This window comes from Nitritalea sp., assembly GCF_054166705.1.
The window spans coordinates 452,109-477,374 of sequence record NZ_JBSZCV010000008.1; the positions used below are offsets into that span (position 1 = coordinate 452,109).

Below are 25,266 nucleotides of genomic sequence, written 5' to 3' on the forward strand. Positions count from 1 at the left end.
TTAGATTTGATTTAAATAGTGATTATTTTTGCAGTCAAATAAACGTAAGATGATGAAGAAATCCCTACTTCGCCTTTTAGGCATCGGCTTTATGGCCGGCAGTTTCTTTGCATGTGGCGGTGGTTCTGGCTCTGAAGAGGAGTCGGCTGGCGTCGTAAATGTGTACACCCATCGGCATTACGAAGCGGATCAGCAGTTGTTTGACCGCTTTACAGAGGAGACGGGCATTCGCGTGAATGTAGTCAGTGCTTCTGCGGATGAGCTTATCCAAAAGCTAGAAATAGAAGGCGCCAGTTCCCCTGCTGATGTATTGATTACAGTGGATGCCGGCCGTCTTCACCGAGCACAGGAGAAGGATCTCTTACAGCCAGTAAGTTCCAGCACCCTAGAGGCAGCCATTCCGGCGAAGTTCCGTGAGCCTGCGGGCCACTGGTTCGGCCTTACCTACCGTGCGCGCATCCTAGCTTACCATAAGGACCGTGTTTCTCCTGAGGAGCTCAGCAGTTATGAGGCCCTCGCCGATCCGCAGTGGAAGGGGCGTATTCTCACTCGTTCTTCCGAAAATATATACAATCAGTCTCTGATGGCCTCCATTATCGAACATAACGGTGAAGAAGCGGCGGCTGCTTGGGCGACAGCTGTTTTAGGAAATTTGGCGCGTGCGCCAAAAGGCGGTGACCGGGATCAAGTGAAGGCCATCGCGTCTGGAGAGGGAGATGTAGCGATCGTGAATACCTACTACATCGGGCTGATGTTAAATGATGATAATGCAGAAGAGCGAAAGGCCGCGGAGCAAATCGCCGTTTTCTTCCCAAATCAAGACGATCGAGGTACGCATGTGAACATCTCGGGTGCGGGCATCACGAAATATGCACCGAATAAAGAGAATGCCATCCGATTCATCGAATTTTTGGCTAATAAAGAGTCTCAGCAGTTTTTAGCGAATATCAACTATGAATACCCTGTTCGTGCGGATGTAGATTTTTCAGAGCAATTAAAAAAATGGGGAGCCTTTAAATCGGATGATCTAAACCTGTCCATATTAGGAGAAAATAACCAGCGTGCTGTTATGATCTTCGATCAAGTGGGATGGAAATAAGATAAATTAAGTAGAATGCGTACAGAAGTAGTAGAGAGAAGCGGGAAGAGACTGTATGGGTGGAACAAGTGGACGGCCTATGCGCTGGCTATTTTGGCCCTGGTGGCCACTCCTTTACTGACCATTTTCGTGAAGCTTTTCGAACGTCCGGGGGATACGTGGACGCACATGGCCGAAAACCTACTTCCGCATTATTTTCAAAACACGCTACTCCTCTTAGTGGGGGTAGCGTTTTTTACCTTTTTACTGGGCGTAAGCAGCGCCTGGTTCGTATCAACGTATGATTTTCCCGGGCGTAAGTGGTTCGAATGGCTACTGATTTTGCCTTTAGCCTTTCCCGGTTACATCATGGCCTACACTTATGTAGGGCTCCTGGACTATGCAGGCCCTATTCAAAGTTTCCTGCGCAACAGTCTTGACCTGCAGGTGAAGGGCAGCTTGATCGACTTAATGAACCTGCCGGGAGCCATTTTTATTCTTTCCATTACCTTATTTCCTTACGTGTACCTGATCAGCAGAGCTTCCTTCATTCAGCAGTCCAAAACGCTGCAAGAGGCCTCCTACCTGCTCGGTATGAGTCGCACGAAGACTTTTTTTAAGATTGCACTTCCGATGGCGCGCCCAGCCATCGTGGCAGGTATCGCGCTGGCGGCCATGGAGGTATTAAATGACTATGGAACAGTAAAATACTTTGGCGTAAGCACCTTTACGACAGGCATATTCCGCAGCTGGTTTTCTATGGGCGATGCGAATACGGCCATTTATTTGGCGGCCTTGCTGATGGTTTTTGTCTTCAGTATTTTATTTATCGAATCCAAACAGCGCGGACAGCGCCGCTACAGTAATGTAAATGGGCTGAATAAACCGCTTGTCCGACTGAGGCTGAGCCCTGCTCGTCAAACCCTTTTAACAGTGCTTTGTGGTCTGCTTTTCGCGGTTAGTTTTTTTATACCCTTTTTACAGCTGCTGTACTGGGCTAAGCTCACCTATTCGAAAGTCATCGACGCAGCCTTTTTCACGCTTATTTACAGGAGCTTTACTTTGGCTGCGATGACGGGAGCGCTAGTGGTTTTCCTCAGTGTGGTTTTACTCTATGCCCTTCGTCTCTCCCCTTTTCGGGAAATGAAAGCCTTAGTAAAAGTAGCCACATTAGGCTATGCGATTCCGGGAGCTGTCATCGCCGTGGGGGTGCTGATTCCTTCTTTAGCTTTAGATAAGTGGCTCTATGCCACCTTCGTTTCTAAGGAAGCGATGGGCTTAGTGCTTTCGGGTACGCTCTTCGTCTTGGTCTTCGCTTACATCGTACGCTTTATGGCTGTGGGCTATAATCCCGTGGAAGCGGGATTCGAAAAGGTAGGCATGCATGTGCATGAGGCGAGCCGACTTTTAGGAAGCCGTAATAGCAGGACACTACGAAAAATCGAGCTCCCCTTAGTAAAAACCAGCTTGATTTCAGGTATTCTGCTCGTCTTTGTGGATGTTTTAAAGGAATTACCCTTAACTTTGATCTTAAGGCCTTTTAACTATCACACCTTAGCCACGAAGGCATTCGATATGGCTACGAACGAGATGATAGCAGAATCGGCCAGCGCTTCTTTAGTCATTATTCTTACAGGAATTATCCCCATCATCATTTTAAATAAGCTGATTAAGAGGCGCGCTTAATTTATTCACCTAAGCTCAAGCATGACCTTATTAAAACTTAAGGGAATATCGAAGCGCTACAGTAGCTCGAAGTCCTATGCTGTACGCGACCTGGATTTGGATGTGGAGGAGGGAGAAATCGTAGCCCTAATCGGAGAAAGTGGATCAGGAAAGACGACACTGCTTCGCCTTATCGCAGGTTTAGAGCACCCGAACACGGGAAGTATCCGCCTGCTGAATAAAGAAATCGTTTCAGGTAGTTTTACGGTGCCGGCGCATGAGCGCCAAATCGGCATGGTCTTTCAGGACTATGCCCTATTTCCACACCTCACGCTGCTAGAAAATGTCTGCTACGGACTAAAAGGCGCCAAAAAAGATCAAGAGACGGTGGCCATGAACACCCTTCGGTTAGTGGGGCTTCAGGAAAGTGTGAAAAAATATCCTCATCAGCTCTCTGGTGGACAGCAGCAGCGTGTGGCGCTAGCCCGTGCCATAGCTCCAAACCCTAAGATCCTACTCATGGACGAGCCATTCTCGAACTTAGATGCCGTCTTAAAAGATCAGGTACGGGAAGAAATTCGCCTTATCATCAAGAAGACTGGGATTACGGCCATTTTCGTGACGCACGACACACGGGATGCGCTGTCGACTGCAGATCGGATTGCGATCTTACATCAGGGTAGACTGCAGCAAGTAGATGTGCCCCGAACGCTGTATGAACAACCTGCTAATGGCTATGTGGCGAATTTTTTCGGCAAGCAAAATGCCATCTTAGCCAGTGCTACTACCGAAGGGTTTTATACCGATTTCGGCTACATCGCCGATCCCCGGGCCGCGGAATTTAGAACTAAGGTACAGTTGCTTTTTCGCCCTGAGCATGCGCAGCTTTTGCCGGAGACAAAAAAGACTGATAACTTCGACCAACCCTTACTTTTCGGCCGTTTATATAAGGTAAACTATTACGGTGATCATCAAATCGTTAAATTAAGCGATGAATTTGGAAAAAGGATTAGTATTCGCGTAGCTGCGGATATGGTTTTACCTGAATCCGGATTACTTGCTTTTCGGCTACTGCGGTATACGATAGCAGAAGCCTTTTAAGCTACCCACTCCTTTTTATTTCAAACCTATAAAACCCATAAACCCCATGAAAAAGAATCCTACTAGCCGGCGAGAATTTTTAGCTCTCAGCGGAACAGTGCTAGCTGGCACCCTGCTAAGCCCTGGCATTAGCTGGGCAAAAAAGAGACAAAAAACCATCGGAATCCAGTTATACTCCATCCGCGATAACATGCAGGCAAATCCCAAAAAGAGCTTGGAGCGAGTAGCGGGCATCGGCTATAAGGAACTGGAAACGGCCAGCTACGCCGATGGCAAAATTTACACCATGCGTCCGACAGAATTTAAGGGCCATGTAGATGGCTTAGGCTTGCAGGTACGTTCCGCTCATGTGATGGGACCGGAATTTGATGCGGCAGGAAACCAGTATCACACCGATTTCTGGAAAAAGGCTGCTGATGATCATGCCGTATTGGGTGCTACATATTTAGTAAAACCAGCGATGCCAGTGCCAGAAACAAAAGCGGCTCTGGCTGCATGGGCAAAATACTATGAGGCCATTGGGGCCATTTGCGCGGAGCGCGGACTGAAATTCGGTTTCCATAACCATGACTGGGAATTCCGACAGGTGGAAGACGTGCGCATGTTAGACTTTTTAATTCAAGAAACGAATCCGGAGCTGGTGACATTTGAGCTGGATGTATACTGGTGCCAGAAGGCAGGGGTATCGCCAGTGGAGTTTATGGACAAGTACCCCGGTCGCTTCGAGCTCTTGCACATTAAAGATGAGAAGGAAATCGGAGAAAGTGGGGAGATGGATTTTGAGTCCATTTTTCAGGCAGCACGCAAGGCTGGGGGCATGCGGCATTATTTCGTAGAAGTAGAGCGCTATAATTACGAACCGATGGAGTCTATCGAAAGAAGCTTTCACTATCTGGCAAAAGCGGATTATGTGTAGGAACGGCTGTAGTTTGATTCCTCATGAGTCATAAAAAAGCCCTTCTTACCCTATAAAGTAGCAGAAGGGCTTTTTCATTTGTGAAGCGTGGCTGTAGGAGAGACGCGTAGGTTCCCCTGCCTCGAGCGGCAGCCGATCAGAAAGAATAGCCAAAACTTACGCCGAACCAGAAGGGCCAAAAGCCGTTTTGGTTAAATATCGGCGTCATCTGCGCACGAAACAGGAAACCACTCTTCTCTGGAACTAGGCGGTAGCCTAAGGTAAAGGTTCCGAGTAAGGACGGGGTTTCTCCTAGGTCGAGGATAAAGTCATAGTCATTACGTCGAATAGGCCGCTGTGTATTCCAGTCCAGAAAGGTATCTTGGAAATAAACGAAGCTGGCCCCTCCCCCTACTTCGAAGAAATGTCTGCCATTTCCAAAAAGCTTATTGACCTGTACGGGTACCACCAGCATGCCCTCGGAGGAATCCCAGCGCGGCTCTCGGCGATAAAACCCGCCCAAGCCCGCACGCATACCCCATCCATCGCGCTGGCTACGGTCGAAGCGAAAGTCATAGTTAAAAGAATAAATCATGGAGGGCCCACCAAGTTCAATAAAAAAATTATTGGAACCTGAAGCTCTTTCTGGGCGCATATCTTGAGCGTGTCCGCTCCATGGCGCTAGCAAGCACATCATTAGGATAGCGCCGCTAAGATACTTAAAAATAGTTTTCATAGTTGCTGAGTCTTGAATTTAATGGAAAGCTACGCTAAATTTTGACTTATTCAAAGAACCCGTTTTAAAATTGTTTTTCATTTCGGGATACCGGTCGTTTTCCCTGTGTAGTGGCCTAGCTAAAAAACAAGTATGGGCTACGTGAAAAACGGCGATACCTGCTTTTAAATTGATTAAAATGTGTGTATTTTCACTTCTAAGCCCAAACTACACGTATCTTGAATCGCCCAGTTTTGTCCCATTTCTCCCGAACGAAGCGAGGAGCTCCCCTGTATTGGTGGCTTCTGTGCTTCTACCTGATTAACTTAGGACCCCTTGCTGCAAGGCAAAACCCCGCCCTTCAGCGTGAGCATTTCCGTTCCCTTATCGATAGTGCCGAGCAGCTTCAGCGAGCGGGAAATTATACCTTGGCCATTCAAACCTGCGAGCAGGCCTACATGGGCACTGCTGATCAGAAGCCATTCCAAGACCTACGCGCGGAGGCGGCGATGCGAATAGGTTCCCTTTACGCGGACCAGTCTCAGATGGAGCAGGCACTTCACTACTTGCTGGAAGCTAGCACCCTTTTTACTGCACTGGATGATGGCATGATGGCAGCACGGACACTTAATAATATCGCTGCTATTTATCAAGAACTCGATGACCTGAAACAGGCAGAAGACTACCTGAAAAAATCGCTCGCATTTATGAATCGGTTAAATCACCTGCCCGGTATCGCGGTTATTTCTGGGAATTTAGGCAATTTATTTGCACGCCTGGAGCGCTTCGAAGAGGCGAAAGACTACCTGAACAGGGCGTACGAGTTGCAAGTAAATTTAGAAAATCCGGTGGGCCAGGCGTATAGTTTGAATTACTTGGGGGGCGTCTACGAAAAAGAAGGGCGTATACAAAAGGCCATCGAGAACTATGAGCAGGCCTTACAACTAGAGGAAGAGATCGGTGAGCACTTTCTGATGATGCACTCTTATTTTAACTTGGCACAGCTCTACCAGCTGGAACCATCGACGCAGGCCCTTGCGGCTTCGTATTACCAGCAGGCCGCTGAGAAAGCCCTTCAGATCGGCTCTCCTAAAATGGGACTTCGGATTTTGGACGCGCAGGCCGCACTAGCCGCCGCACAGGGCGATTATCAGCGGGCCTATACCCTTTCTACCCGCTCCCGAGAGGAAGCTGATAGCCTAGCCTTTTTAGAAAGAAATGAGCAGGTGGCAGAAATGCAGGCTAAATTTGACCTCAGCCAAAAGGAGACAGAAATTCTGGCACTTTCTCAGGCGAATGAAATCCAACAGTTACAACTGACACGCCGAAATACCTTGCTCGCGGGCGGTTTGGGCACCTTGTTGCTTTTACTGATCATGGGTTATACCTACACGAGTAAAAAAAACTTGGAAAACCGCATCGTGCAGCTAGACGCAGCGCAGCGCTGGCGGCGGGGGCAGATGAATCCACATTTTTTATTTAATGCCTTAAACGCTTTACGGTCGGTTATCCTGCAAGAGCGCGTAGCCGAGGCAGATAGCTACTTGGATGCCTTTTCCCAGCTTATGCGCAAGGCCCTCGATGCCTCGGAGCAGGAATTTATCGACCTGGAAGATGAGCTACAGTTTCTACGTCACTATGTGCAGCTGCAGCAGTTGCGCTTCCCGGAACATTTTCGGTATGAGGTAGAAGTGGCAGCAGAGCTGCAAAATATGGGCTTGCGATTACCTGTGATGCTGCTGCAGCCCATACTGGAAAATGCCATCGAACATGGTCTCCGTCATCGTGAACCCGGAGGCCTGCTGACGCTGCGGGTTTTCCCGAAGGATGCCGGCTCCACCGAGGAAGGCACTCCTATTCGGGTGGAAGTTGCCGACGATGGCATCGGCAGAACAGCTTCCTCGGCACTTTATGCCAAACAAGCGCGCAGACATGTCTCTAAAGCCACGGGAATAATCCTAGAAAGGATCGAGCTGATGCGTGAACGAAACGCTTTTCCGATCGTTTATGCTGTAGCTGATTTACATGCAGACGGCACCGGCACCTTGGTAAGCTTAGAGATGCCGCTAAAATCCTTCTAAGCTTATGGCGATACGACACTTTTACCTTCAAAACCCCGATTTTAAGCTCGACCTTAGTTCGGCTCAGCTTGAAAGCCTGCGAGATAACCGGGCTGTAGCGTACCATAAAAGTCTGACGGGTTATGAGACCGCACCTGTGCGCCTGCAGCGCTTGGCCCACTGTCCTGCGCCCATCTTTGTAAAAGACGAAAGTGAGCGCTTCGGCTTGCAAGCTTTTAAGGCACTTGGTGCCTCTTATGCCTTACACCGCCTGCTGGAGCAAGATCCACAATGCAAAGGAGTATGCACGGCCACCGATGGTAATCATGGACGCGCACTGGCTTGGTCTGCGATGCGACACGGTTTACCGGCGGTAATTTATGTGCCACGTGATGTGACGATAGCGCGGAAGCAGGCTATCGAAAAGGAGGGTGCCGATGTGCGGCAGTTGGACCTAAACTACGATGAGACGGTAGCTTTTGCGCTGGCGCAAAGTCAAGAAATGGGCTTTGCTTTCATTCAGGATACCGCTTGGGAAGGCTACACTGAAATTCCCTCATGGATTATGGCGGGTTATCGGACACACTTGGTGGAGCTGGAGCAGCAAGGCATTTTTAAACGTTTAAACCGTGCAAGCTGGGTATTTTTACAGGTGGGTGTCGGTTCTTGGGCCGCAGCGGTGGCGCTTTATTTATTTGAAATTTTCGGAGCGGACATGCCTCAGCTGATACTGGTAGAACCAGAGGGGTCAGCGGGATTTCTAAGTAGTTTGGAGGCAGGCCATCGTCGGCAGCCCACTTTCGAAGGCTCAACTTCTATGGGGGGCTTACAGTGTGGCATTCCATCCAGTTTGGCCTGGCCTATATTGCGTGCCTTGAGCCGATGTGCGCTGACTATCAGCGAAGAGGCGGCTTCGGAAACCATACAGTTTTTTAAGGGGCAAATTGCCTTTGGCGATGCAGGGGTGGCAGGTATGGCCGCTGTTCGGACATTAGTGGGGGATCCGGAGGCGGAAAAATTGCGCGAAGCGCTTCACTTTCAAGCGGTAAATGGTGTTTTGGTTTTTAATACGGAGGGAATACTTCGAGCGTAAAAAATTTCACCTCAGTTTCGAGGGATTTGGACACTTCTCTCAGTCCTTCCTTGTCTTCCTTTTGGGCATGCGAAACTGAATAAAAAGGCCCGATGCTAGCGTGAGTACCCCGATCGCTACGATGGCTGTGGGGATGCCAAAGTAATCTGCTAAAACTCCCGATAACAATGCTCCGAAAGCATAGCCAAGATCGCGCCAAAGCCGAAAGGTTCCAATACTCTCGGCCCTTTGAGTAGGGTGTGTAGCTCCTGCTATGGTGGCTAAAAATGTCGGATAAACTAGTGCTGTACCTAGACCTAAAATTGTAGCCATAAGCGCTAGCTCTGCAAAGGAAGTCCAGACTGTGATGCCGATGATGGCGAGCCCTTGCGCCAGCATACCCCACACTAAAAGGGGCTTTTTAGGTAGTAAATCAGCTAATTTTCCTGTAAAAAGTTGGCCCAAACCCCATACTGTGGGATATAGACCTGCTAAAATAGCCACGTCAGCGGCAGAAAATTGATTTTGGAGGAGTAAAATGGGTAAAAGGCCCCATATCATGCCATCATTTAAGTTATTAACTAGACCAGCCTGAGTTACTGCACTCAGTGTTTTATCTTGAAAAGTGGTGGCTTTAAAAATATTTACAAATTTTTCTTGTGTACCAACTTCCAAGGATGTGGATTCTGCTTGCACATGACCGGCTGTATCCTTAACAAAGATAATCGAGAGAAATAAGCCTGTAATGCTAATGCCAATACCGAGATAAAAGGGGTAAGGATAGACACCATAGTTTGAAGCGATGATGCCTGTTAAAAAAGCGGTCAGACCTACCGCAGAATAACCTGCAAATTCATTTATTCCCATGGCAAAGCCCCTGTTTTGCTGTCCCACCAGATCGATTTTCATGATGACAGAGGCACTCCAAGTCAAACCCTGACTGATACCAAGAAGGACATTAGCCACTATGACCCAGTTCCATGTTGGGGCTATTAATAGCAGTATCGGTACGGGTAATGCTAATATCCAGCCAATTACCAAAAGTTTTTTCCTACCTATTCGTTGTGCTAAACGGCCTGTGTAATAGTTCGCGATAGCTTTTGAAATGCCAAATGCGATGATAAACGTTAGCATCACTGAAGTAGAAACAAGACCGAAGCGAACGGACGCAAATTCGGGTAAAATACTTCTTTCCATTCCGATCATACCCCCGACAAAGGCATTTACCAAAACGAGAAGTGTAAACTGTTGCCAGTTTTCGCGTAAACCTAATGTAATTTTTTTGGAGGTGGAAGAAATTGGAGTGAACATGAACGGAAATTAGCATGCACGAGCGATAAATTCTGTTTCATTTATCACATTAAACTAATTTCATTATGCTACAGCTGACTAAATTAAAAGGCCTCCCAGAATCGGGAGGCCTTACACTTATTTGCTTACAAGTCCTTTAGGTTATTAGGAAAAAGGATATTTTCCTTTTTCGATCATGTAGTCAGCGATTTCACGTCGTAAAGAACGTGTGTCGATCAGGTCCATCTTCGTGAAGCGCTTCAAGCCCATGAGCATCACTTTCTGTTCATCGCCTTTCATGAAAGAGGCGATGGCTTCCTTCGCTGCCACATTAATTTTATCAGCAGCCTCTGTCAGATAGATGCGGGCCATGTTAATCTGATGCTGTGTGGCCGCTTCACCTTGGATACCAGCAAGTTTCTCTGCACGTAGGATAGCAGATTCCGCCGCGTAAATTTCGATCATAACATCTGCCAGGTTCATCATGATCTCCTGCTCGGACTCAATACGATCCTGGAGTGCCATCGCTGCCTTGCCCCCCACCATTAGGAAAACCTTTTTCAACTTTTTAATCACTTCTTTTTCTGCCGCGAAGAGCTCTGAAGTGTCGATGGAATCGAAGCTTGGTACAGAAGTAAGCTCCTTCGATACAGCCATGGCAGGATCGAAAAGATTCACCTCTCCTTTCATCGCACGCTTAAGTAGCATCCCTACCATGAGCATACGGTTAATTTCGTTTGTTCCTTCATAGATTCTAGCGATACGCGCATCACGGTATGCACGCTCCATCGGTGCATCCGCTGAATAGCCCATGCCTCCGTAAACCTGTACACCCTGATCCACGACATAGTCGAGCACCTCAGATCCATGAATCTTAGAGATGGCACATTCGATCGCGAACTGCTCTACTCCTTTTAATTTTGCTTCCGTAGGATCCATGCCCTCTTCGATAAGCGCGGCGATGCGGTCTTCCACATCTTGGCCTGCACGGTAAGAAAGTGACTCACTAACGAAAGTCCTCACCGCCATTTCAGCGATTTTAGATTTTATAGCACCGAAAGTATTGATAGACACACCGAACTGCTTACGCTCAGTAGAATACTTGATGGCGTGAGAGATAACCGTTCTACAACCACCCAACACACCTGCACCTAACTTGATACGTCCGATGTTCAAGATGTTTACTGCGATTTTAAAACCGTTACCACGATCGGAGAGCATGTTTTCTACAGGCACCTTGCAGTCGTTAAAGAAGACCTGGCGGGTAGATGAACCCTTGATACCCATTTTCTTCTCTTCTTCATTCATGCTGATGCCTTCGAATCCTTTTTCCACGATGAAAGCGGTCAGGTTTTTATCGTCTTCTATTTTCGCGAAGACGATAAAAATATCTGCAAATCCCGCATTCGAGATCCACATTTTCTGCCCATTGATGACATAATGCTTGCCATCTTCAGTAAGCACCGCCTTGGTCTTTCCGCTATTCGCATCCGAACCTGCGTCAGGCTCGGTCAAGCAGTAACAAGCCGCCCATTCCCCTGTCGCCAGTTTGGGTAGGTACTTGGATTTTTGCTCCTCGTTTCCGTAGTATAAGATCGGAAGTGTACCGATACCTGTATGCGCCCCGTAGGTAGTGGAGAAAGAACCCGCAGCACCGATGATGTCGGCGATCAGCATGGACGTATTAAAGCTCATGCCCATACCACCGAATTCCTCAGGTACTGAGATACCTAGCAGGCCGAGTTCCCCTGCTTTCTTAAAAATAGCGGGCACCAATTCAGGATGCTTCATCGAATCGATTTCCTCCATCTTAGGAGTAATTTCGGTATCGATAAAGTCCTGACAAGCTTGCGCCATCATGCGCTGCTCTTCATTAAATTCTTCGAAGATAAAGATATCTTGGGCTTGGGTTTCCTTAATAAGGAATTCTCCTCCGTTAATGGATTGTTTTTGCGTTAGCATAATGATAACCTTTAATGCGTTTAATTTTTCGTGTCTTATTTCAGTAATTCTACCACACCGGCTACACCCTGTCCACCGCCGACACAAGCGGTGACGAGTCCATACTTGCCGTTCCTTCTTCTAAGCTCGTTGATAATCTGGACGGTGAGCTTAGCACCTGTACATCCTAGTGGGTGTCCGAGTGCCACCGCACCACCATTTACATTGACAATATCCGGATTCATATCCAGCGACTTGATTACTGCGAGACCCTGTGCAGCGAAGGCCTCGTTTAATTCGATTAGGTCGATATCTCCCAAGCTGATGCCTGCTTGCTTGAGTGCTTTTGGCACTGCTTCTTTCGGGCCTATCCCCATGATACGCGGCTCTACACCTGCTACGCTATAGGAAACAAGGCGCGCCACTGGTTCTAAATTTAATTCCTTTACCATGCGCTCAGACATTACTAGCACAAACGCTGCTCCATCGGAGGTTTGCGATGAGTTTCCTGCTGTCACCTGGCCTCCCTGGCGGAAAGCAGGACGAAGATTAGCCAAAGCCTCCATCGTGGTCCCCTTACGTGGACCTTCATCCGTATCTACTGTATACTTACGTGTCTTGCGCTTGCCTTTCTCATCGAGATAGGTTTCTTCTACTTCCACGGGCACGATTTCATCTTTAAAGCGTCCTTCGGCGATAGCTGCCAGCGCTTTCTCGTGGGACCGAACAGAAAACGCATCCGCATCTTCGCGCGTGATATCGTATTCTCCCGCCAGCTCCTCAGCCGTAAGGCCCATGCTTAGGTAATAATCAGGTGTCTGGGAGGCTATCTTCCAATTAAGAGCCGTTTTATAGCCCATCATCGGGACCATAGACATAGATTCCGTTCCTCCTGCTATGATGCAGTCTGCCATTCCTGCCTTGATTTTGCCTGCGGCCAAAGCGATCGCCTCTAAACCGGATCCACAGTATCTGTTTATGATGAAGCCTGGAACCTCCTTCCCTAAGGCTAAAAGGGAGATCATCCTGCCCATCTGCATGCCTTGCTCCGCTTCTGGGATAGCATTACCTACGATGAGGTCATCTACCCTTTTTGGATCTAGACCAGGTGTCTTTTCCACTAAAAACTTAATCACGTCAGCGGCTAAGTCATCTGGGCGATAGAATCTAAAGCCACCTTTTTTTGCCTTGCCCACCGCTGAGCGAAATCCATTTACGATATATGCTTCCATGTGTTGAATGTCGTTATTTTGTGTTTTTGTCTTTCAGTGCTTTTCCATGTTTGGGGACATGGTAAGGGGCCTTCGAGCAGTATACTTTGGCCTTTAGGCCCCCGCCTTAAAAACGCTTAATTTCTGAGTGGCTTTCCTTTAAAGAGAATGCTGTGAATCCGCTCTAACGTTTTCTGCTCGCCCGTTAAGCTGAGGAAAGCCTCGCGCTCTAGGTCTAACAGATACTGCTCGCTAACCTCGGTTGGACTAGATAAATCGCCACCAGCCATGACGTAAGCTAGTTTACGTGCGATTTTCGCATCATGATCCGAGATGTATTTTCCATACTGCATGCCCGTAATACCTGCTTCGAAGAGTGCCAGCGCCGTTTTTCCGAGAACACGAATATCGGTACGATGAATCGGCTGCGTGTATCCTGCCTCGTCTAAGCTGAGTACTTTGGCTTTGGCGTCCGCCAAAACACGCTTTCTATTTAGGCTGATAGCATCCTTGTCTGCTAAATAACCGAGCCCATAGGCCTCTTTAGCAGAGGTAGATACTTTCGCCATCGCGATGTTCATAAAATAGTCTTGCAGTCGGTTTAGCTCCACATCCCCTGACTTCACCTGATCTGCGAAGCGCAAGGTCATTTCTTTGGTTCCGCCACCTGCAGGAATTAATCCTACCCCAACTTCCACGAGACCCATGTAAAGTTCTGCATGAGCCTGAATCGCATCTGCATGTAAGGAAAGTTCGCAGCCACCTCCTAGTGCCATGTTATGGGGTGCCACTACCACTGGAACGGAAGAGTAACGTGCGCGCATCATGGTGTTTTGGAACTGCGCGATCATGAGGTTGATTTCATCGAAATCTTGGTCTCCAGCGAACATGAATAACATGGCCAGATTCGCACCTGCGGAGAAATTACCTCCTTCATTACCAATAACAAGCCCTTTAGCTGATTTTTCTGCCATAGTGATGGCCGTATTAATGCCTTCGATGACTTCAGCACCTAAAGAATTCATCTTGGTATGGAACTCTAGTCCATACACCTCATCACCTAAATCATGCAGTGTAGCACCTGCATTACCCCAAACTTTTTTATTCGCGGCTTTCAGGGTATCTAGGAGGATAAATTCACCAGTTCCAGGGATCGTTTGGTATGCTTTCGAGTGGATATCGTAATATTTCTTTTGTCCGGACTCTACCTTATAGAAGCTTTCATGACCTGCTGCTAGCATGTCATGTACCCAACTGGCAGCTTTCTCTCCAGCGGCTTCCATTTTTTCTACCGTTTCTTTCACGCCGAGAATATCCCAAGTCTCAAAAGGACCTAGCTCCCAGCCGAAACCTGCGCATACGGCTTGATCGATACGGTACAGTTCATCCGAAATTTCAGGAATACGGTGCGAAACATATTTAAATAGATCATAGAAAGAGGCACGATAGAATTCACCTGCTTTATCTTCAAAGTTGACGAGGAACTTGATACGTTTCCTTAGATCGTCTATTTCCTTCGAGGCTTCTAGCGCCTTGAACTTTGGCTTTTCAGCATCTTTATATTCGAAGGTATTGAAGTCTAATTCTTTTAATTCTTTGCGACCGTCTTTATGCCGGATCATTTTAAAGTAGCCTTGACCTGTTTTATCGCCGAGCCACTTATTTTCGTAGAGGACTTCTACTATTTTCGGAAGCTTAAACTTCTCTCTAGACTCATCCTCAGTAAGCGTCTTGTACAAGTTGTTCGCCACGTTCACTGTTGTATCTAGGCCGACCACGTCCATGGTCCGGAATGTGGCTGACTTGGCTCTTCCAATGACAGTACCTGTTAGCTTGTCTACTTCCGAAACACCAAGACCCATTTTTTCTACGGTATGCATGCCGGAGATAATGGCATACACCCCAATTCTGTTAGCAATAAATGCAGGGGTATCTTTACAGAGTACGGTTTCTTTTCCTAAAAAGCGGTCACCATAATGCATCAAGAAATCTATAATTTCTGGTTTAGTTTCAGGTGCTGGAATAATCTCTAAAAGACGTAGGTAGCGAGGTGGATTAAAAAAGTGTGTCCCCGCAAAATGTGTTCTAAAATCCTCTGAGCGTCCTTCTGTCATCAGCTTCATCGGGATGCCTGATGTATTCGAAGTAATGAGTGTACCGGGAGTTCTATATTTTTCGACCTTTTCGAAAAGGCTTTGTTTGATGTCTAATCGCTCGACTACGACTTCCATGACCCAGTCGTAATCCTTAATCTTCGGCAAATCATCATCGAAATTGCCCAAAGTAACCAGGCTGGCGCTTGCCTTATCGTATAGGGCTGCTGGCTTGGCTTTAAGTGTATTTTCAAATGCGGCATTCACGATCCGGTTCCGCACCGCTTTGTCCTCTAAAGAAAGGCCCTTGGCTTTTTCATCATCGCTTAACTCGGACGGGACGATATCTAAAAGAAGTACCTGTACACCGATGTTCGCGAAATGACAGGCGATTCTAGATCCCATTACTCCTGAGCCTAAAATAGCTACTTTTTTAATGGTTCGTTTCATAATTTTGGTTTTTAGCTGTCGTATAAGGCCGACTTATACTTATTTGGGTTCACGTTTTCAACTATTATATCTTCGATGACAGACTGGATTTTTTCAAAAACCCGAAAGAAAATACTTAGTTCTTCTTCCGAGACCTTTTCGCGTACCTGAAGGTTAAACGCCTTAATCACCTGGACCGATACTTTCTTCTTTTTTATCCCCTCCTCTGTCAAGTAGATACGCACAGAGCGCTTATCGGTTGGATCTTGCTTTCTGTAAATCAGTCCCTTCTCTTCCATTCCTTTCAGCATTCGGGTTAAACTTCTCGACTCAAGTCCCATCAGCGGCGCTATCTTGGTGGCTGGCGTACCTTCTTTTGAATTAATGTTGATGAGAACAAATCCAATAGATGTGGTGAAGCCCTCTTTAGCAGCCTGCTGATTGTACATTCTGGATATGGCGTGCCAGGAACTTTTAATGTGGTGATCGACTGTCTCCTCTCGTTTCATAGGCACTTTATTTATGCATACTAATTTAAGAAAAAAAAGTTATGCATGCATACTATTAGAGAAAAAAAATGCTGCATGCATAAGAAATTAAGTTGGTATCATCGGGATCGAAACCAAATATAACAACAAGTAATAAGATATAATCCGATATTTTTGGAATAATATTCTTTAAAAAACTGAAAATTTGAAAATTAGTTTCTTGTAATTTTTTTTGAGCTTTTGACTACTGAGTAGAAGACATCTTTTCAGGAATGCGACAGGAAAGATAAAAAAAGGACTAACCGATTCTCCGACTAGTCCTCTTACATGTACCCACTGCCTAGACGTACAAACGCTCTATTTCCTGCGCATACTTGCTATGGATAATTTTCCTTTTCAGCTTCATCGTAGGGGTAAGTTCACCGGTTTCCACTGTCCAGGGAGCGCTTAAAAGTGTATAACGCTTAATCTGCTCCCAGTTTCCAAAGTATTTGTTGAGCTGCTCAATCTCCCGATCAAACTTTTCCATAATTTCGGGTTTCTGGATCATTTCCGCATCTGTCGTGTAAGGGATATCCTTATGTTTACAGTAATCTCTCAGACCATCGAAACTAGGAACAATCAACGCTGCGGGATACTTTTGATTTTCACCCACGATAATGAGTTGTTCGATAAGTGTGGATTCTTTAAACTTATTTTCCATAGGTTGGGGAGCGATGTACTTTCCTCCAGAGGTTTTAAACATCTCCTTTTTACGATCGGTGATCTTCAGGTAATGCTTTTCTACGATTTCACCGATATCTCCAGTCGAAAACCAGCCGTCCTTTAAAACATCGGCAGTCATTTCTGGCTGTTTATAATAACCCATCATCACATTAGGCCCTTTAACTTGAACTTCTCCATCTTCAGCGATTCGCACTTCCACATCCCGAACGATCTTACCCACGCAACCGATACGGATATCTTGATGTGAACGAACTGAAGCAGCCACAACAGGAGAAGTTTCTGTTAGTCCGTAACCTTCACAGACCGGTATTCCTGCACTCCAGAAAACACGCGCCAAGCGCGGCTGTAGCGCTGAAGCGCCGCTATTGATTTGGATGATTTTGCCACCTAACGCTTCACGCCATTTACTAAAGATAAGTTTATTGGCGATTTTGAGCTGAAAATTATAGAAAGCGCCCTGGTTTTGGGTAGGCTCATATTTGAGTCCCAGATTAAGCGCCCAAAAGAATAAGGATTTCTTTACTCCTGTTAATTCGTAACCCTTCGCCACGATTTTATCATAGACTTTTTCAAGTAAACGAGGTACTGTGTTAAAAATTTCGGGTTGTACTTCCTTCAGATTATCTGCGATCGTTTCCATGCTTTTCGCATAGTAGATGGATATGCCCATATACATGAAGCAGAAGGATCCTGTACGCTCATAGATATGGCAGAGGGGTAAAAAACTTAGCGCTTTAGATGTTCCTTTTGGCGCCACGATGCGATCTTCCACTGCCCGCACATTGTGCATCACGTTTGCATGGCTTAACATTACACCCTTAGGCCTTCCGGTGGTGCCTGAGGTGTAGATAATGGTAAAGAGGTCCTCTTCCCTCACCTGTTCTTTTAAAGCGTGGAGATCGGCTAAATTACCCGATTCTCCAGAGTCCATAAAATCCTTCCAGTACTTTTCGCCCTTTATCTGATCGAAAGTATAGATGGGTACGTTTTTATCAGCATTCGCTACTTTGGCTTTCGCCAAAATTTCTTCATCTCCCACGAAGATCATGGCCACCTCTGCATGCTCAAAAATATAGGCATAGTCATCCGCCGAGATAGTGGGATACATCGGCACCGACACCGCATGGATTTGTTGTAGCGCTAGATCGATGAAATTCCATTCCGGACGGTTATTGGAAATAATGGCTACCTTCTGCCCTTTTTGAATGCCGGCTTGCAGAAGCGCGAGGCTGACATTATCTACAATCTGTTTGACATCGCGTGAGGAATAGCTTCTCCAGCTTCCATTGGTCTTTTGGGCTAGAGCTACTTCCTTGTCGTATTGAGCGATTTGATGATCAATGATATCAAAGAGCCTGGTTACTTTCATGGTCATATGGGTTTAGGATGTTGAAAATATTAAAAAGTTAGCCATTATGCAAATCCACTGTCCACACCCTATTTAGTATTTATATAAGTATATATAAAAAAACTATTATTGTTATTAAGGCGTGTATAAGTGGATAACTTCTGGGCTTATGCTTATCCACGTGCATGTACACCACTTATGCACGTCATTTTTGTTTTATTCACAAGTTATTAACGTGCATCTCTTTCATAAACAGCATATTAGAAATTTATCCACCATTTTGCTTGCTTTCTCCCCAAAATGATAAGGTGTGTAACTAGGTGTGCATAACATTTCCTTAACATGTGTATAACCTTAGACTTATCCCCAGCGTGAAAAAAGGATGCTGTATTTTTAGTGTCTGTGGGGATAACCGTAGATTTATACACAACTTATCCTGACTTATCCACGCTTTATTATGGCTTATCCACAGCTTTTTCTACCTCATTTTCTAACCATTTTTGTATGATCAGATCCATTTCTTCTGGTGTGATCAAGATATCGATTACCTCCTTTTCTTCAGCTACAGGGTCTATTCTTCTCCATCCTAAGGCTGGGGTTTCTGTGATCGTAATGTTATTTTCCCATCCTGCTTTTAAAATAACATCGCGTTTGTTCTTTTCCGCCTCTGGGTTGATGGCATAATACACTTCTTCTGCCTGTCTGCCTTCATAGAAATTGGAGGGGTCCCAACGGTCATTTTCATTGGTATCCACGATGACCCGTACCTGGTAGGTATCTGGATCTAATAAGGTAAAGGCTATTGTTTTTTCTTTTGTAGTGAGATGTCTTATGATCTCCTCTTTTTTCAATAGTTCATATCGAAAAGGTCCTTGCTTATCTGTTATATACGTTATTCCAAGTCTCTCAGCCAAGGTTTCTGGATTAGAGCGCTTGAAGTTTACTTCTACTTTCCCCTCGAAAAATAGGCCCTCTATATCTAAAAATGTAGAGTCGGCAGCGGATAGTTTAAAGTTACGTGTGGTACTTACGGTATCGGTTATGCTCAGATCGATTCGAATTTGGGTGCGTCGGGCCGAGTCCAAGAAGCTTATCCACTCAGGTTGTACAGGTATTACACTTGCTGAATCATACTGTACTAACAAAGAATCTAAGCGTATTTCTGCTATAGGTTTGTTGAAATTTATTTCTGCTGTGAACCCTTCCAAAAAGCTTTTACCACTATTGGTTTTCACCTCTAGTTTTTCTTTTCTTCTTTCGCTTGTCTCGAATTTAGCGTAAAGGACCGTGTCGATGTGAAATCCTACTGAATCACGGAATTGAAGTTTAATCGCTGTGCTATCCTCCTTTAATTCGGTGTGATAGAAGCGTAAGGTTTTTTCGTTTAATCTATAATACAGTTTATTTCCTAATGCTTCATTTTCTAGGTTTATTTCTACAGGAGTTTTACTGAGTACCACGTCAAAATTACTTCCTGCGCTGGCTGCACGTGTTATTTTAAAATCGGATAGATCTGCTTTACTGATATAAAACTGTAGATCCTTTACATTTTCTTGAATGCTTATCGTATCTAAGATAAAGCCATAGGCCTCTGATTTATCTTCGGCCTTGATGGAATTATTATCATCGTGCCAAGCATAAGCCATGTATTTTCCGGGTCGTAGATTGGTCATTTTAAAGTTGCCACTTGTATCTACATTTGCCACATAGTAGGGAGGGGCTGTAAGAACGTTTGTGGTATCGTTTACCTCATATAGTCCTACCAAGACGTCCTCCATTTTATTTCTAGGAAAAATATACTTTACGTTACCTGCTGCTGTTAAGCTATCGATGTCTGGACCTGTAGAGAAAACTAATTTTAAATTCTCCGCAGGATTTCCTTCCGAGATATCTTGAATACTTTTTTGAAAGTTAAAAAGATAAGTGGTGCTGTCTTCTAGTTCCTGGTTTAATTTAATGATAACACGATTTCTATTGGCAGTAATCTCCATCTCATCTTTTTTGATACGGGGGGTGATGATGATTTGCTTTTGCGCATTATCTAATTTGACAAACTCATCGAATTCGAGTTCAATTATCTCTGGTTTTGTATTTCTGGATTCATTTTCTGGCTTAATGCGAATTAGTTTGGGTGGTATTTCATCTTTAGGTCCACCCATGGGGGTGCTTTGTTGGGCACAGGCACCTAGTAATAGCAAACATATTCCTATCACTAGTGAGCCGAATGAAAATGATACCTTGTTCATTAGATTTTTTTTAGCGTATATTGAATACTTGATGCGCTACGGATATTTTTTTTTGCTTGCCAGTAGGAGCGAAATCCCATGATAAAGGCATTTAGGTAGTGTTTGAAGGGTGATACCTCTGGATGCTGATACGTTTCAGATAAGAGACTTACATAAAAACTATCAAATGGCATTTGTTCCTGAGCTACGAGCTCGAATTTAAATTTATCGCAAAGATAATGGATGCTGTCTATATTGAAATGATATAGGTGCCGGGGTACATCATATGCTGCCCAGTTTTCTCTATAGTATGATCGTTCATAGGCATCATGGTTAGGCACCGCCACTATTAAATAGCCACCTTCTATAAGTGCTTTTCTTAAGCGCTTTATTGTGGGTTTGAGTTCGTGAATATGTTCTAAGACATGATAAAGCGTGATCACGTCGTAGCTGTTAGTGGATAATTGCCTGAGGTCTTCTTCTATTGGTATTCCTTTTTGTATGATTTTTTGTCTTGCTTGCGCATTTGGCTCGTAAGCGCTTACCTCCCACCCTGCCCTTCGAGCTGCTTCTGGTAAATATCCTAATCCACTCCCGACATCAAGTAGTTTCTTATTTGCTGTCGCTAAACTATTGAGGTAGCTTACTTTTTTTTGTAAATTCAGATGTCGCACTCTTTTGTAAAGCCATGTTTTGAAGCTTTTTCCTTCATCTTGATGAGAGGTATAGTTCTCTGAGGCGTAATAAGGAGCTATAGTTGACTCGGTTGGTCTTTTATTCGTAAAATGTAATTTGCACTTCGTGCAATGGCAAATAGTAAAAGTTTCCTTGCTTATCGCATGATCTTTTACTTTTGTAAAGACAAGAAAACGCCCACTTTTGCAAAGTGGGCAGTGTAATAGGTCTTCCATTTAGTTCTTTATCTTCCTAGATAAACAGTTAGTATAGAAACATCGGCAGGGCTTACGCCGCTTATTCTGCTGGCCTGTCCGAGGGTTTCTGGTCTTATTTTGTGTAGCTTTTGTTTTCCTTCGGCCGATAATGCAGGTACTGCTAGATAATCAAACTGCATGGGTATTTTATAATTCTCCATTTGGTTGATTTTTTCAACCATCTGCTGTTCTTTTTCGATATAACTGTCGTATTTCACTTGGATTTCTGCTTGTTCACGAACATCTTTTGCAAATTTGCCTAGATAATCCTTGAGCTCACTTGTTAAGGTGGCGATCTCTTCTAGTCCAAGTTGTGGTCGTTTTAGCAGTTTATCTACTGTTATTTTTTCTCTTATCTCCGCTGTTCCGAGCTTGGTGAGTGTTTCGTTCACTTCATCCGGCGTAACTTTTTTCTGGGTAAGATCATTCAGTAATCTCTTCGTTTGCTTTTTCTTGTCATTCATGGCCGCATAACGCTCATGGCTTGCTAATCCTATGGCATAACCTTTTTCGGTAAGGCGTAAGTCAGCATTATCTTGGCGTAATAAAAGCCTAAACTCTGCACGTGATGTAAACATGCGGTAGGGTTCTTCTGTGCCTTTGGTGATTAGGTCATCGATTAAAACGCCTATATAAGCTTCAGAACGTTTTAGGATAAATGCCTCTTCATCACGTACCTTACGGATGGCATTTATTCCTGCTAGGAGTCCTTGTGATGCAGCCTCCTCATAACCCGTAGTGCCATTTATTTGACCTGCAAAGTATAAGTTTTCTATTAGTTGGGTTTCTAATGTCAGTTTTAGCTGCGTAGGTGGAAAGAAATCGTATTCTATGGCATAGCCAGGTCGAAACATTTTGGCGTTTTCGAACCCAGCTATTTTACGCATCGCTTTATACTGTACATCCTCAGGCAGTGAGGTAGAGAATCCATTCACGTATATTTCTACCGTATCCCATCCCTCTGGTTCAACGAAAATTTGATGTCTTTCTCTTTCAGAAAATCGGTTGATCTTATCTTCTATGGAGGGACAGTAACGAGGCCCTAGTCCTTGTATGCGTCCATTAAACATGGGAGATCGATCAAAACCCGTTTCCAGGGTTTCGTGTACTTCTTTATTGGTATAGGTGATCCAACAGGTATGTTGTTCTTCTAGTGGCTTTGTTTCGTCTGAATAGGAAAATTTCTCAGGTTTCTCATCTCCATATTGAATTTCCATTTTCGAGTAATCCAAGCTTCTACCATCTACCCTGGGTGGAGTTCCTGTTTTCATGCGACCAGCCTCGAATCCCAGTGTTATCAGTTGTTCCGTGATCCCTTTTGCTGCAGATTCTCCCGTTCTTCCACCACCGAATTGCTTTTCTCCTATATGAATAATTCCATTTAAGAAGGTACCATTCGTGAGAACAACAGATTTGGCCTTTATTTCAAGTCCCATTCCTGTCTTTACTCCTAAGACCCTACCCTCTTTTACGATAAGTTCGCGCACCATTTCTTGCCAAAAGTCTACATTAGGCGTACGTTCTAATGCCAAACGCCATTCTTCTGCAAAGCGCATACGGTCATTTTGTGTTCGTGGTGACCACATAGCAGGACCCTTTGATCTATTCAGCATACGAAACTGGATCATGGACTTATCAGATATAATTCCTGACATACCCCCTAGTGCATCGATTTCACGGACTATCTGTCCTTTAGCTACACCTCCCATTGCTGGATTACAGGACATCTGAGCGATGGTATTCATGTTCATGGTACATAGTAACACCTTCCCCCCCATAGCCGCTGCAGCATGTGCTGCTTCACAACCTGCATGACCTGCACCAACTACTATTACATCGTATTCTGAAAACATATCTCTTTTCTAATGTTCCACGTGGAACAGTTTTTTATCTATTTCTTCGTATACTCCCCTTAATTCATTTTATATGAATTAGGTTCCATACTTAACGTTTGTCCTTACTTTTTAAATACGTACTGTTCCACGTGGAACAGTACGTATTTTCTGATTTTAAATTTATCGTTTTATCCTGCTTCTTTAGAGTGTTGGTTAAGTCAATAGCTAAAATTTCTTTACTATAACATTATCCATTGTTCCAAGTGGAATAGATGGCGTTTTGAATGTTCAAGTGGTATCTTTATCTTTCTTTATTGAAAGTCTTGTTTTCTTGGAGTTTCTATTTTTCAGTTTGGTTAATTAAGTACAGCCCATACAGCGCTTAATTAAGCAAGCTGAATATTTAGACTATTATCGAACTTAAGTAAAAAGACTTAGATTCTTACACTGTATCTTAGATTTCTTACTTCTTTAATTTCAAAGCTATGAGCTGCTGGTTACAGGATTTTTGAAATTGTTCCGTAATTTAGTATGTTCCACGTGGAACACTAGATTTTACCATAGTGCGTAATGGCTTCATCCTCTGCTTGTCGCATCGTTTGTGCCTCTTCATCGCTTTTATCCTTAAATCCCATCAAGTGCAGTAAGCCATGTGCCATCACGCGACGCATTTCTACCTCCGCAGGCTCTTGGAGTTTCGATGCGTTCTCTCGTACCCTGTCTACGCTAATATATATATCCCCTTCGATTATTTTATCTTCCGGGTCATCTGATTGATCGAATGTGATGATGTCGGTGTAGGTATCATGATTTAGAAAGTTAACATTCATCTCGTGAAGGTACGAGTCTGAACAGAAGACGTAACTTAATTCAGCGATCTCATAACCCTTACTTTGCGCTAGCATTCTAAGCCATCTTTTGTAGGTATTCTTAGGCTTCAAATCATAACGAACATCTTCAACGAAAAAAGAAATAGCCATAAGCTTAATTCATGTAGAAGGTTAAATAGGCTTTACTGCCATTATTTTCATATTTAACCTCATCTGCTAAATGTTCCATGATATATATGCCTCTCCCACCTGTTCTTTCTAGATTCTCAGGCGCCGTGGGGTCTTTTAACGTTTCGTGATTAAAGCCATCTCCTTCATCTGCGACAATAAAGGTCAATTGATCATCCGAAAAGTGTAACTCTATGTGTACCTTCTTTTCAATATCTTTCCCGTTACCATGGATAATCGCATTACTGACACACTCGGTTACCGATATCATAATGTTCCCATAGATATCATCGTTAATGTCAAACTTCTCCCGCGCATTATCGATAAAGCTTTCGATAATCGTTATGTTCTCTATCAGAGAGGGAATTGCTATTTTAAATGAAGTCATAGTCTGTCTAAATGTCTATTTCTACTGCTACAGGACAATGGTCCGAGTGATGCACATCCGGTAAAATACCGGCTCCTTTAACTTGGGGTACTAAACCCTCACTGACCATATGGTAATCGATTCGCCAACCTAAGTTTTTTGCGCGTGCATTGGCTCTGTAAGACCACCAGCTATATTGGTGCCCATCCTCATGGAATAAGCGAAAGCTGTCCCGAAAGCCGTTCTCGGTAAGCTTATCCATCCAAGCACGTTCCTCAGGAAGAAAGCCTGAACTGTTTTTATTACTCACAGGATTATGAATATCGATCGCCTTATGGCAGATATTGAAATCACCGCTTACAACTATTTTTTCTTTGTCCAGTAATTTACTTTGGATAAATGTATAGAAATCGTCTAGGAATTCATACTTAAATTTTTGTCGTAAATCACCAGTTGTTCCGGAAGGAAAGTATGTTGAGTAAAAGGAAATACCCGCTATATCTACACGTAAAACCCGACCTTCCCCGTCGTATTTAGGCTGATTCATGCCGATAACTACATCGTCTACAGGTAGACGACTTAAGAAGGCGACACCGCTGTAGCCTTTTTTCTCCGCATCGTGCCAATATGCCTGATAACCTAAAGCTTCGAATGTGCTTAGGTCCACCTGTTCTTTGCTCGCTTTTACTTCTTGAAGTGCGATTAAGTCGGGTAGTTCTTCAGCCATCCAATCGGCAAAGCCCTTTTTCATGGCGGCACGGAAACCATTAACATTATACGACAAATATTTCATCCTC

Annotated in this window: 19 protein-coding genes; 6 read left to right on the top strand and 13 right to left on the bottom strand. The window is 44.6% G+C overall.

The genetic code is table 11. The features are described 5' to 3' along the window. Positions 1-49 precede the first annotated feature (49 nt). Genes ACXIT9_RS05920 through ACXIT9_RS05935 form a run of 4 tightly spaced genes read left to right on the top strand, consistent with a single transcriptional unit; the run spans position 50 to position 4,760 of the window. On the top strand, positions 50-1,099 hold the full coding sequence (locus ACXIT9_RS05920) for a Fe(3+) ABC transporter substrate-binding protein (RefSeq protein WP_458055304.1): 1,050 nt from the start codon (positions 50-52) through the stop codon (positions 1,097-1,099). A 15-nt stretch (positions 1,100-1,114) separates the two neighbouring features. After that, positions 1,115-2,764 (top strand): ABC transporter permease, encoded by a 1,650-nt coding sequence (locus ACXIT9_RS05925; protein WP_458055305.1) that lies wholly within the window; start codon positions 1,115-1,117, stop codon positions 2,762-2,764. A gap of 21 nt (positions 2,765-2,785) precedes the next feature. Next, positions 2,786-3,844: an ABC transporter ATP-binding protein gene (locus ACXIT9_RS05930; protein ID WP_458055306.1), complete on the top strand. Its 1,059-nt coding sequence runs from the start codon at positions 2,786-2,788 to the stop codon at positions 3,842-3,844. 46 nt (positions 3,845-3,890) lie between these two features. Continuing rightward, the gene (locus tag ACXIT9_RS05935; protein WP_458055307.1) at positions 3,891-4,760 is read left to right on the top strand and encodes a sugar phosphate isomerase/epimerase family protein; all 870 of its coding nucleotides are present in this window, start codon (positions 3,891-3,893) and stop codon (positions 4,758-4,760) included. A gap of 136 nt (positions 4,761-4,896) precedes the next feature. Here the strand turns inward: ACXIT9_RS05935 and ACXIT9_RS05940 are convergent, their stop codons facing one another. After that, a complete protein-coding gene (locus ACXIT9_RS05940; RefSeq protein WP_458055308.1) occupies positions 4,897-5,334 on the bottom strand; it encodes a hypothetical protein in 438 nt (145 codons plus the stop codon). Between the two features lie 359 nt (positions 5,335-5,693). Between ACXIT9_RS05940 and ACXIT9_RS05945 the strand changes: the two genes are divergently transcribed. Then, positions 5,694-7,535, top strand: coding sequence for a tetratricopeptide repeat protein (locus ACXIT9_RS05945; RefSeq protein ID WP_458055309.1), 1,842 nt, complete (start codon positions 5,694-5,696; stop codon positions 7,533-7,535). Positions 7,536-7,539: 4 nt separating this feature from the next. After that, complete coding sequence (locus ACXIT9_RS05950; RefSeq protein ID WP_458055310.1) at positions 7,540-8,607, top strand: pyridoxal-phosphate dependent enzyme; 1,068 nt, start codon at positions 7,540-7,542, stop codon at positions 8,605-8,607. 39 nt (positions 8,608-8,646) lie between these two features. On the opposite strand, the gene ACXIT9_RS05955 is transcribed toward ACXIT9_RS05950, so the two are convergent. The 12 genes from ACXIT9_RS05955 to ACXIT9_RS06010 form a co-directional block, all read right to left on the bottom strand. Beyond that, positions 8,647-9,897 carry an MFS transporter gene (locus ACXIT9_RS05955; protein WP_458055311.1) on the bottom strand — a complete coding sequence of 417 codons (1,251 nt, stop codon included), beginning with the start codon at positions 9,895-9,897 and terminating at the stop codon, positions 8,647-8,649. Positions 9,898-10,041: 144 nt separating this feature from the next. Then, a complete protein-coding gene (locus ACXIT9_RS05960) occupies positions 10,042-11,838 on the bottom strand; it encodes an acyl-CoA dehydrogenase family protein (RefSeq protein WP_458055312.1) in 1,797 nt (598 codons plus the stop codon). A 35-nt stretch (positions 11,839-11,873) separates the two neighbouring features. Beyond that, a complete protein-coding gene (locus ACXIT9_RS05965) occupies positions 11,874-13,049 on the bottom strand; it encodes a thiolase family protein (protein WP_458055313.1) in 1,176 nt (391 codons plus the stop codon). Between the two features lie 116 nt (positions 13,050-13,165). Next, positions 13,166-15,571, bottom strand: a complete 2,406-nt coding sequence (locus ACXIT9_RS05970) for a 3-hydroxyacyl-CoA dehydrogenase NAD-binding domain-containing protein (RefSeq protein WP_458055314.1) — start codon at positions 15,569-15,571, stop codon at positions 13,166-13,168. Between the two features lie 11 nt (positions 15,572-15,582). Further along, the gene (locus tag ACXIT9_RS05975) at positions 15,583-16,059 is read right to left on the bottom strand and encodes a MarR family winged helix-turn-helix transcriptional regulator (RefSeq protein ID WP_458055315.1); all 477 of its coding nucleotides are present in this window, start codon (positions 16,057-16,059) and stop codon (positions 15,583-15,585) included. Between the two features lie 319 nt (positions 16,060-16,378). Continuing rightward, entirely contained in the window at positions 16,379-18,133 is a 1,755-nt protein-coding gene (locus ACXIT9_RS05980) for an AMP-dependent synthetase/ligase (protein WP_458055316.1), read from the bottom strand. A gap of 434 nt (positions 18,134-18,567) precedes the next feature. Next, complete coding sequence (locus tag ACXIT9_RS05985) at positions 18,568-20,358, bottom strand: Ig-like domain-containing domain (protein WP_458055317.1); 1,791 nt, start codon at positions 20,356-20,358, stop codon at positions 18,568-18,570. Further along, positions 20,358-21,248: a class I SAM-dependent methyltransferase gene (locus ACXIT9_RS05990; protein ID WP_458055318.1), complete on the bottom strand. Its 891-nt coding sequence runs from the start codon at positions 21,246-21,248 to the stop codon at positions 20,358-20,360. Before ACXIT9_RS05990 ends, ACXIT9_RS05985 begins: the two co-directional genes overlap by 1 nt. Before the next feature lie 8 nt (positions 21,249-21,256). Then, a complete protein-coding gene (mnmG, locus tag ACXIT9_RS05995; RefSeq protein ID WP_458055319.1) occupies positions 21,257-23,122 on the bottom strand; it encodes a tRNA uridine-5-carboxymethylaminomethyl(34) synthesis enzyme MnmG in 1,866 nt (621 codons plus the stop codon). A gap of 530 nt (positions 23,123-23,652) precedes the next feature. Beyond that, entirely contained in the window at positions 23,653-24,009 is a 357-nt protein-coding gene (ybeY, locus tag ACXIT9_RS06000; RefSeq protein WP_458055320.1) for an rRNA maturation RNase YbeY, read from the bottom strand. A gap of 79 nt (positions 24,010-24,088) precedes the next feature. Beyond that, positions 24,089-24,490 carry an ATP-binding protein gene (locus ACXIT9_RS06005; RefSeq protein ID WP_458055321.1) on the bottom strand — a complete coding sequence of 134 codons (402 nt, stop codon included), beginning with the start codon at positions 24,488-24,490 and terminating at the stop codon, positions 24,089-24,091. Positions 24,491-24,497: 7 nt separating this feature from the next. Continuing rightward, positions 24,498-25,262 (bottom strand): exodeoxyribonuclease III, encoded by a 765-nt coding sequence (locus ACXIT9_RS06010; protein ID WP_458055322.1) that lies wholly within the window; start codon positions 25,260-25,262, stop codon positions 24,498-24,500. Positions 25,263-25,266: the final 4 nt, after the last annotated feature.

Coding starts and splice junctions, on each gene's coding strand:
- ACXIT9_RS05920 (WP_458055304.1), top strand. CDS start 50: ATGATGAAGAAATCCCTACTTCGCCTTTTAGGCATCGGCTTTATGGCC.
- ACXIT9_RS05925 (WP_458055305.1), top strand. CDS start 1,115: ATGCGTACAGAAGTAGTAGAGAGAAGCGGGAAGAGACTGTATGGGTGG.
- ACXIT9_RS05930 (WP_458055306.1), top strand. CDS start 2,786: ATGACCTTATTAAAACTTAAGGGAATATCGAAGCGCTACAGTAGCTCG.
- ACXIT9_RS05935 (WP_458055307.1), top strand. CDS start 3,891: ATGAAAAAGAATCCTACTAGCCGGCGAGAATTTTTAGCTCTCAGCGGA.
- ACXIT9_RS05940 (WP_458055308.1), bottom strand. CDS start 5,334: ATGATTTATTCTTTTAACTATGACTTTCGCTTCGACCGTAGCCAGCGC.
- ACXIT9_RS05950 (WP_458055310.1), top strand. CDS start 7,540: ATGGCGATACGACACTTTTACCTTCAAAACCCCGATTTTAAGCTCGAC.
- ACXIT9_RS05955 (WP_458055311.1), bottom strand. CDS start 9,897: ATGTTCACTCCAATTTCTTCCACCTCCAAAAAAATTACATTAGGTTTA.
- ACXIT9_RS05960 (WP_458055312.1), bottom strand. CDS start 11,838: ATGCTAACGCAAAAACAATCCATTAACGGAGGAGAATTCCTTATTAAG.
- ACXIT9_RS05965 (WP_458055313.1), bottom strand. CDS start 13,049: ATGGAAGCATATATCGTAAATGGATTTCGCTCAGCGGTGGGCAAGGCA.
- ACXIT9_RS05970 (WP_458055314.1), bottom strand. CDS start 15,571: ATGAAACGAACCATTAAAAAAGTAGCTATTTTAGGCTCAGGAGTAATG.
- ACXIT9_RS05975 (WP_458055315.1), bottom strand. CDS start 16,059: ATGAAACGAGAGGAGACAGTCGATCACCACATTAAAAGTTCCTGGCAC.
- ACXIT9_RS05980 (WP_458055316.1), bottom strand. CDS start 18,133: ATGAAAGTAACCAGGCTCTTTGATATCATTGATCATCAAATCGCTCAA.
- ACXIT9_RS05985 (WP_458055317.1), bottom strand. CDS start 20,358: ATGAACAAGGTATCATTTTCATTCGGCTCACTAGTGATAGGAATATGT.
- ACXIT9_RS05990 (WP_458055318.1), bottom strand. CDS start 21,248: ATGGAAGACCTATTACACTGCCCACTTTGCAAAAGTGGGCGTTTTCTT.
- mnmG (WP_458055319.1), bottom strand. CDS start 23,122: ATGTTTTCAGAATACGATGTAATAGTAGTTGGTGCAGGTCATGCAGGT.
- ybeY (WP_458055320.1), bottom strand. CDS start 24,009: ATGCTAGCGCAAAGTAAGGGTTATGAGATCGCTGAATTAAGTTACGTC.
- ACXIT9_RS06005 (WP_458055321.1), bottom strand. CDS start 24,490: ATGACTTCATTTAAAATAGCAATTCCCTCTCTGATAGAGAACATAACG.
- ACXIT9_RS06010 (WP_458055322.1), bottom strand. CDS start 25,262: ATGAAATATTTGTCGTATAATGTTAATGGTTTCCGTGCCGCCATGAAA.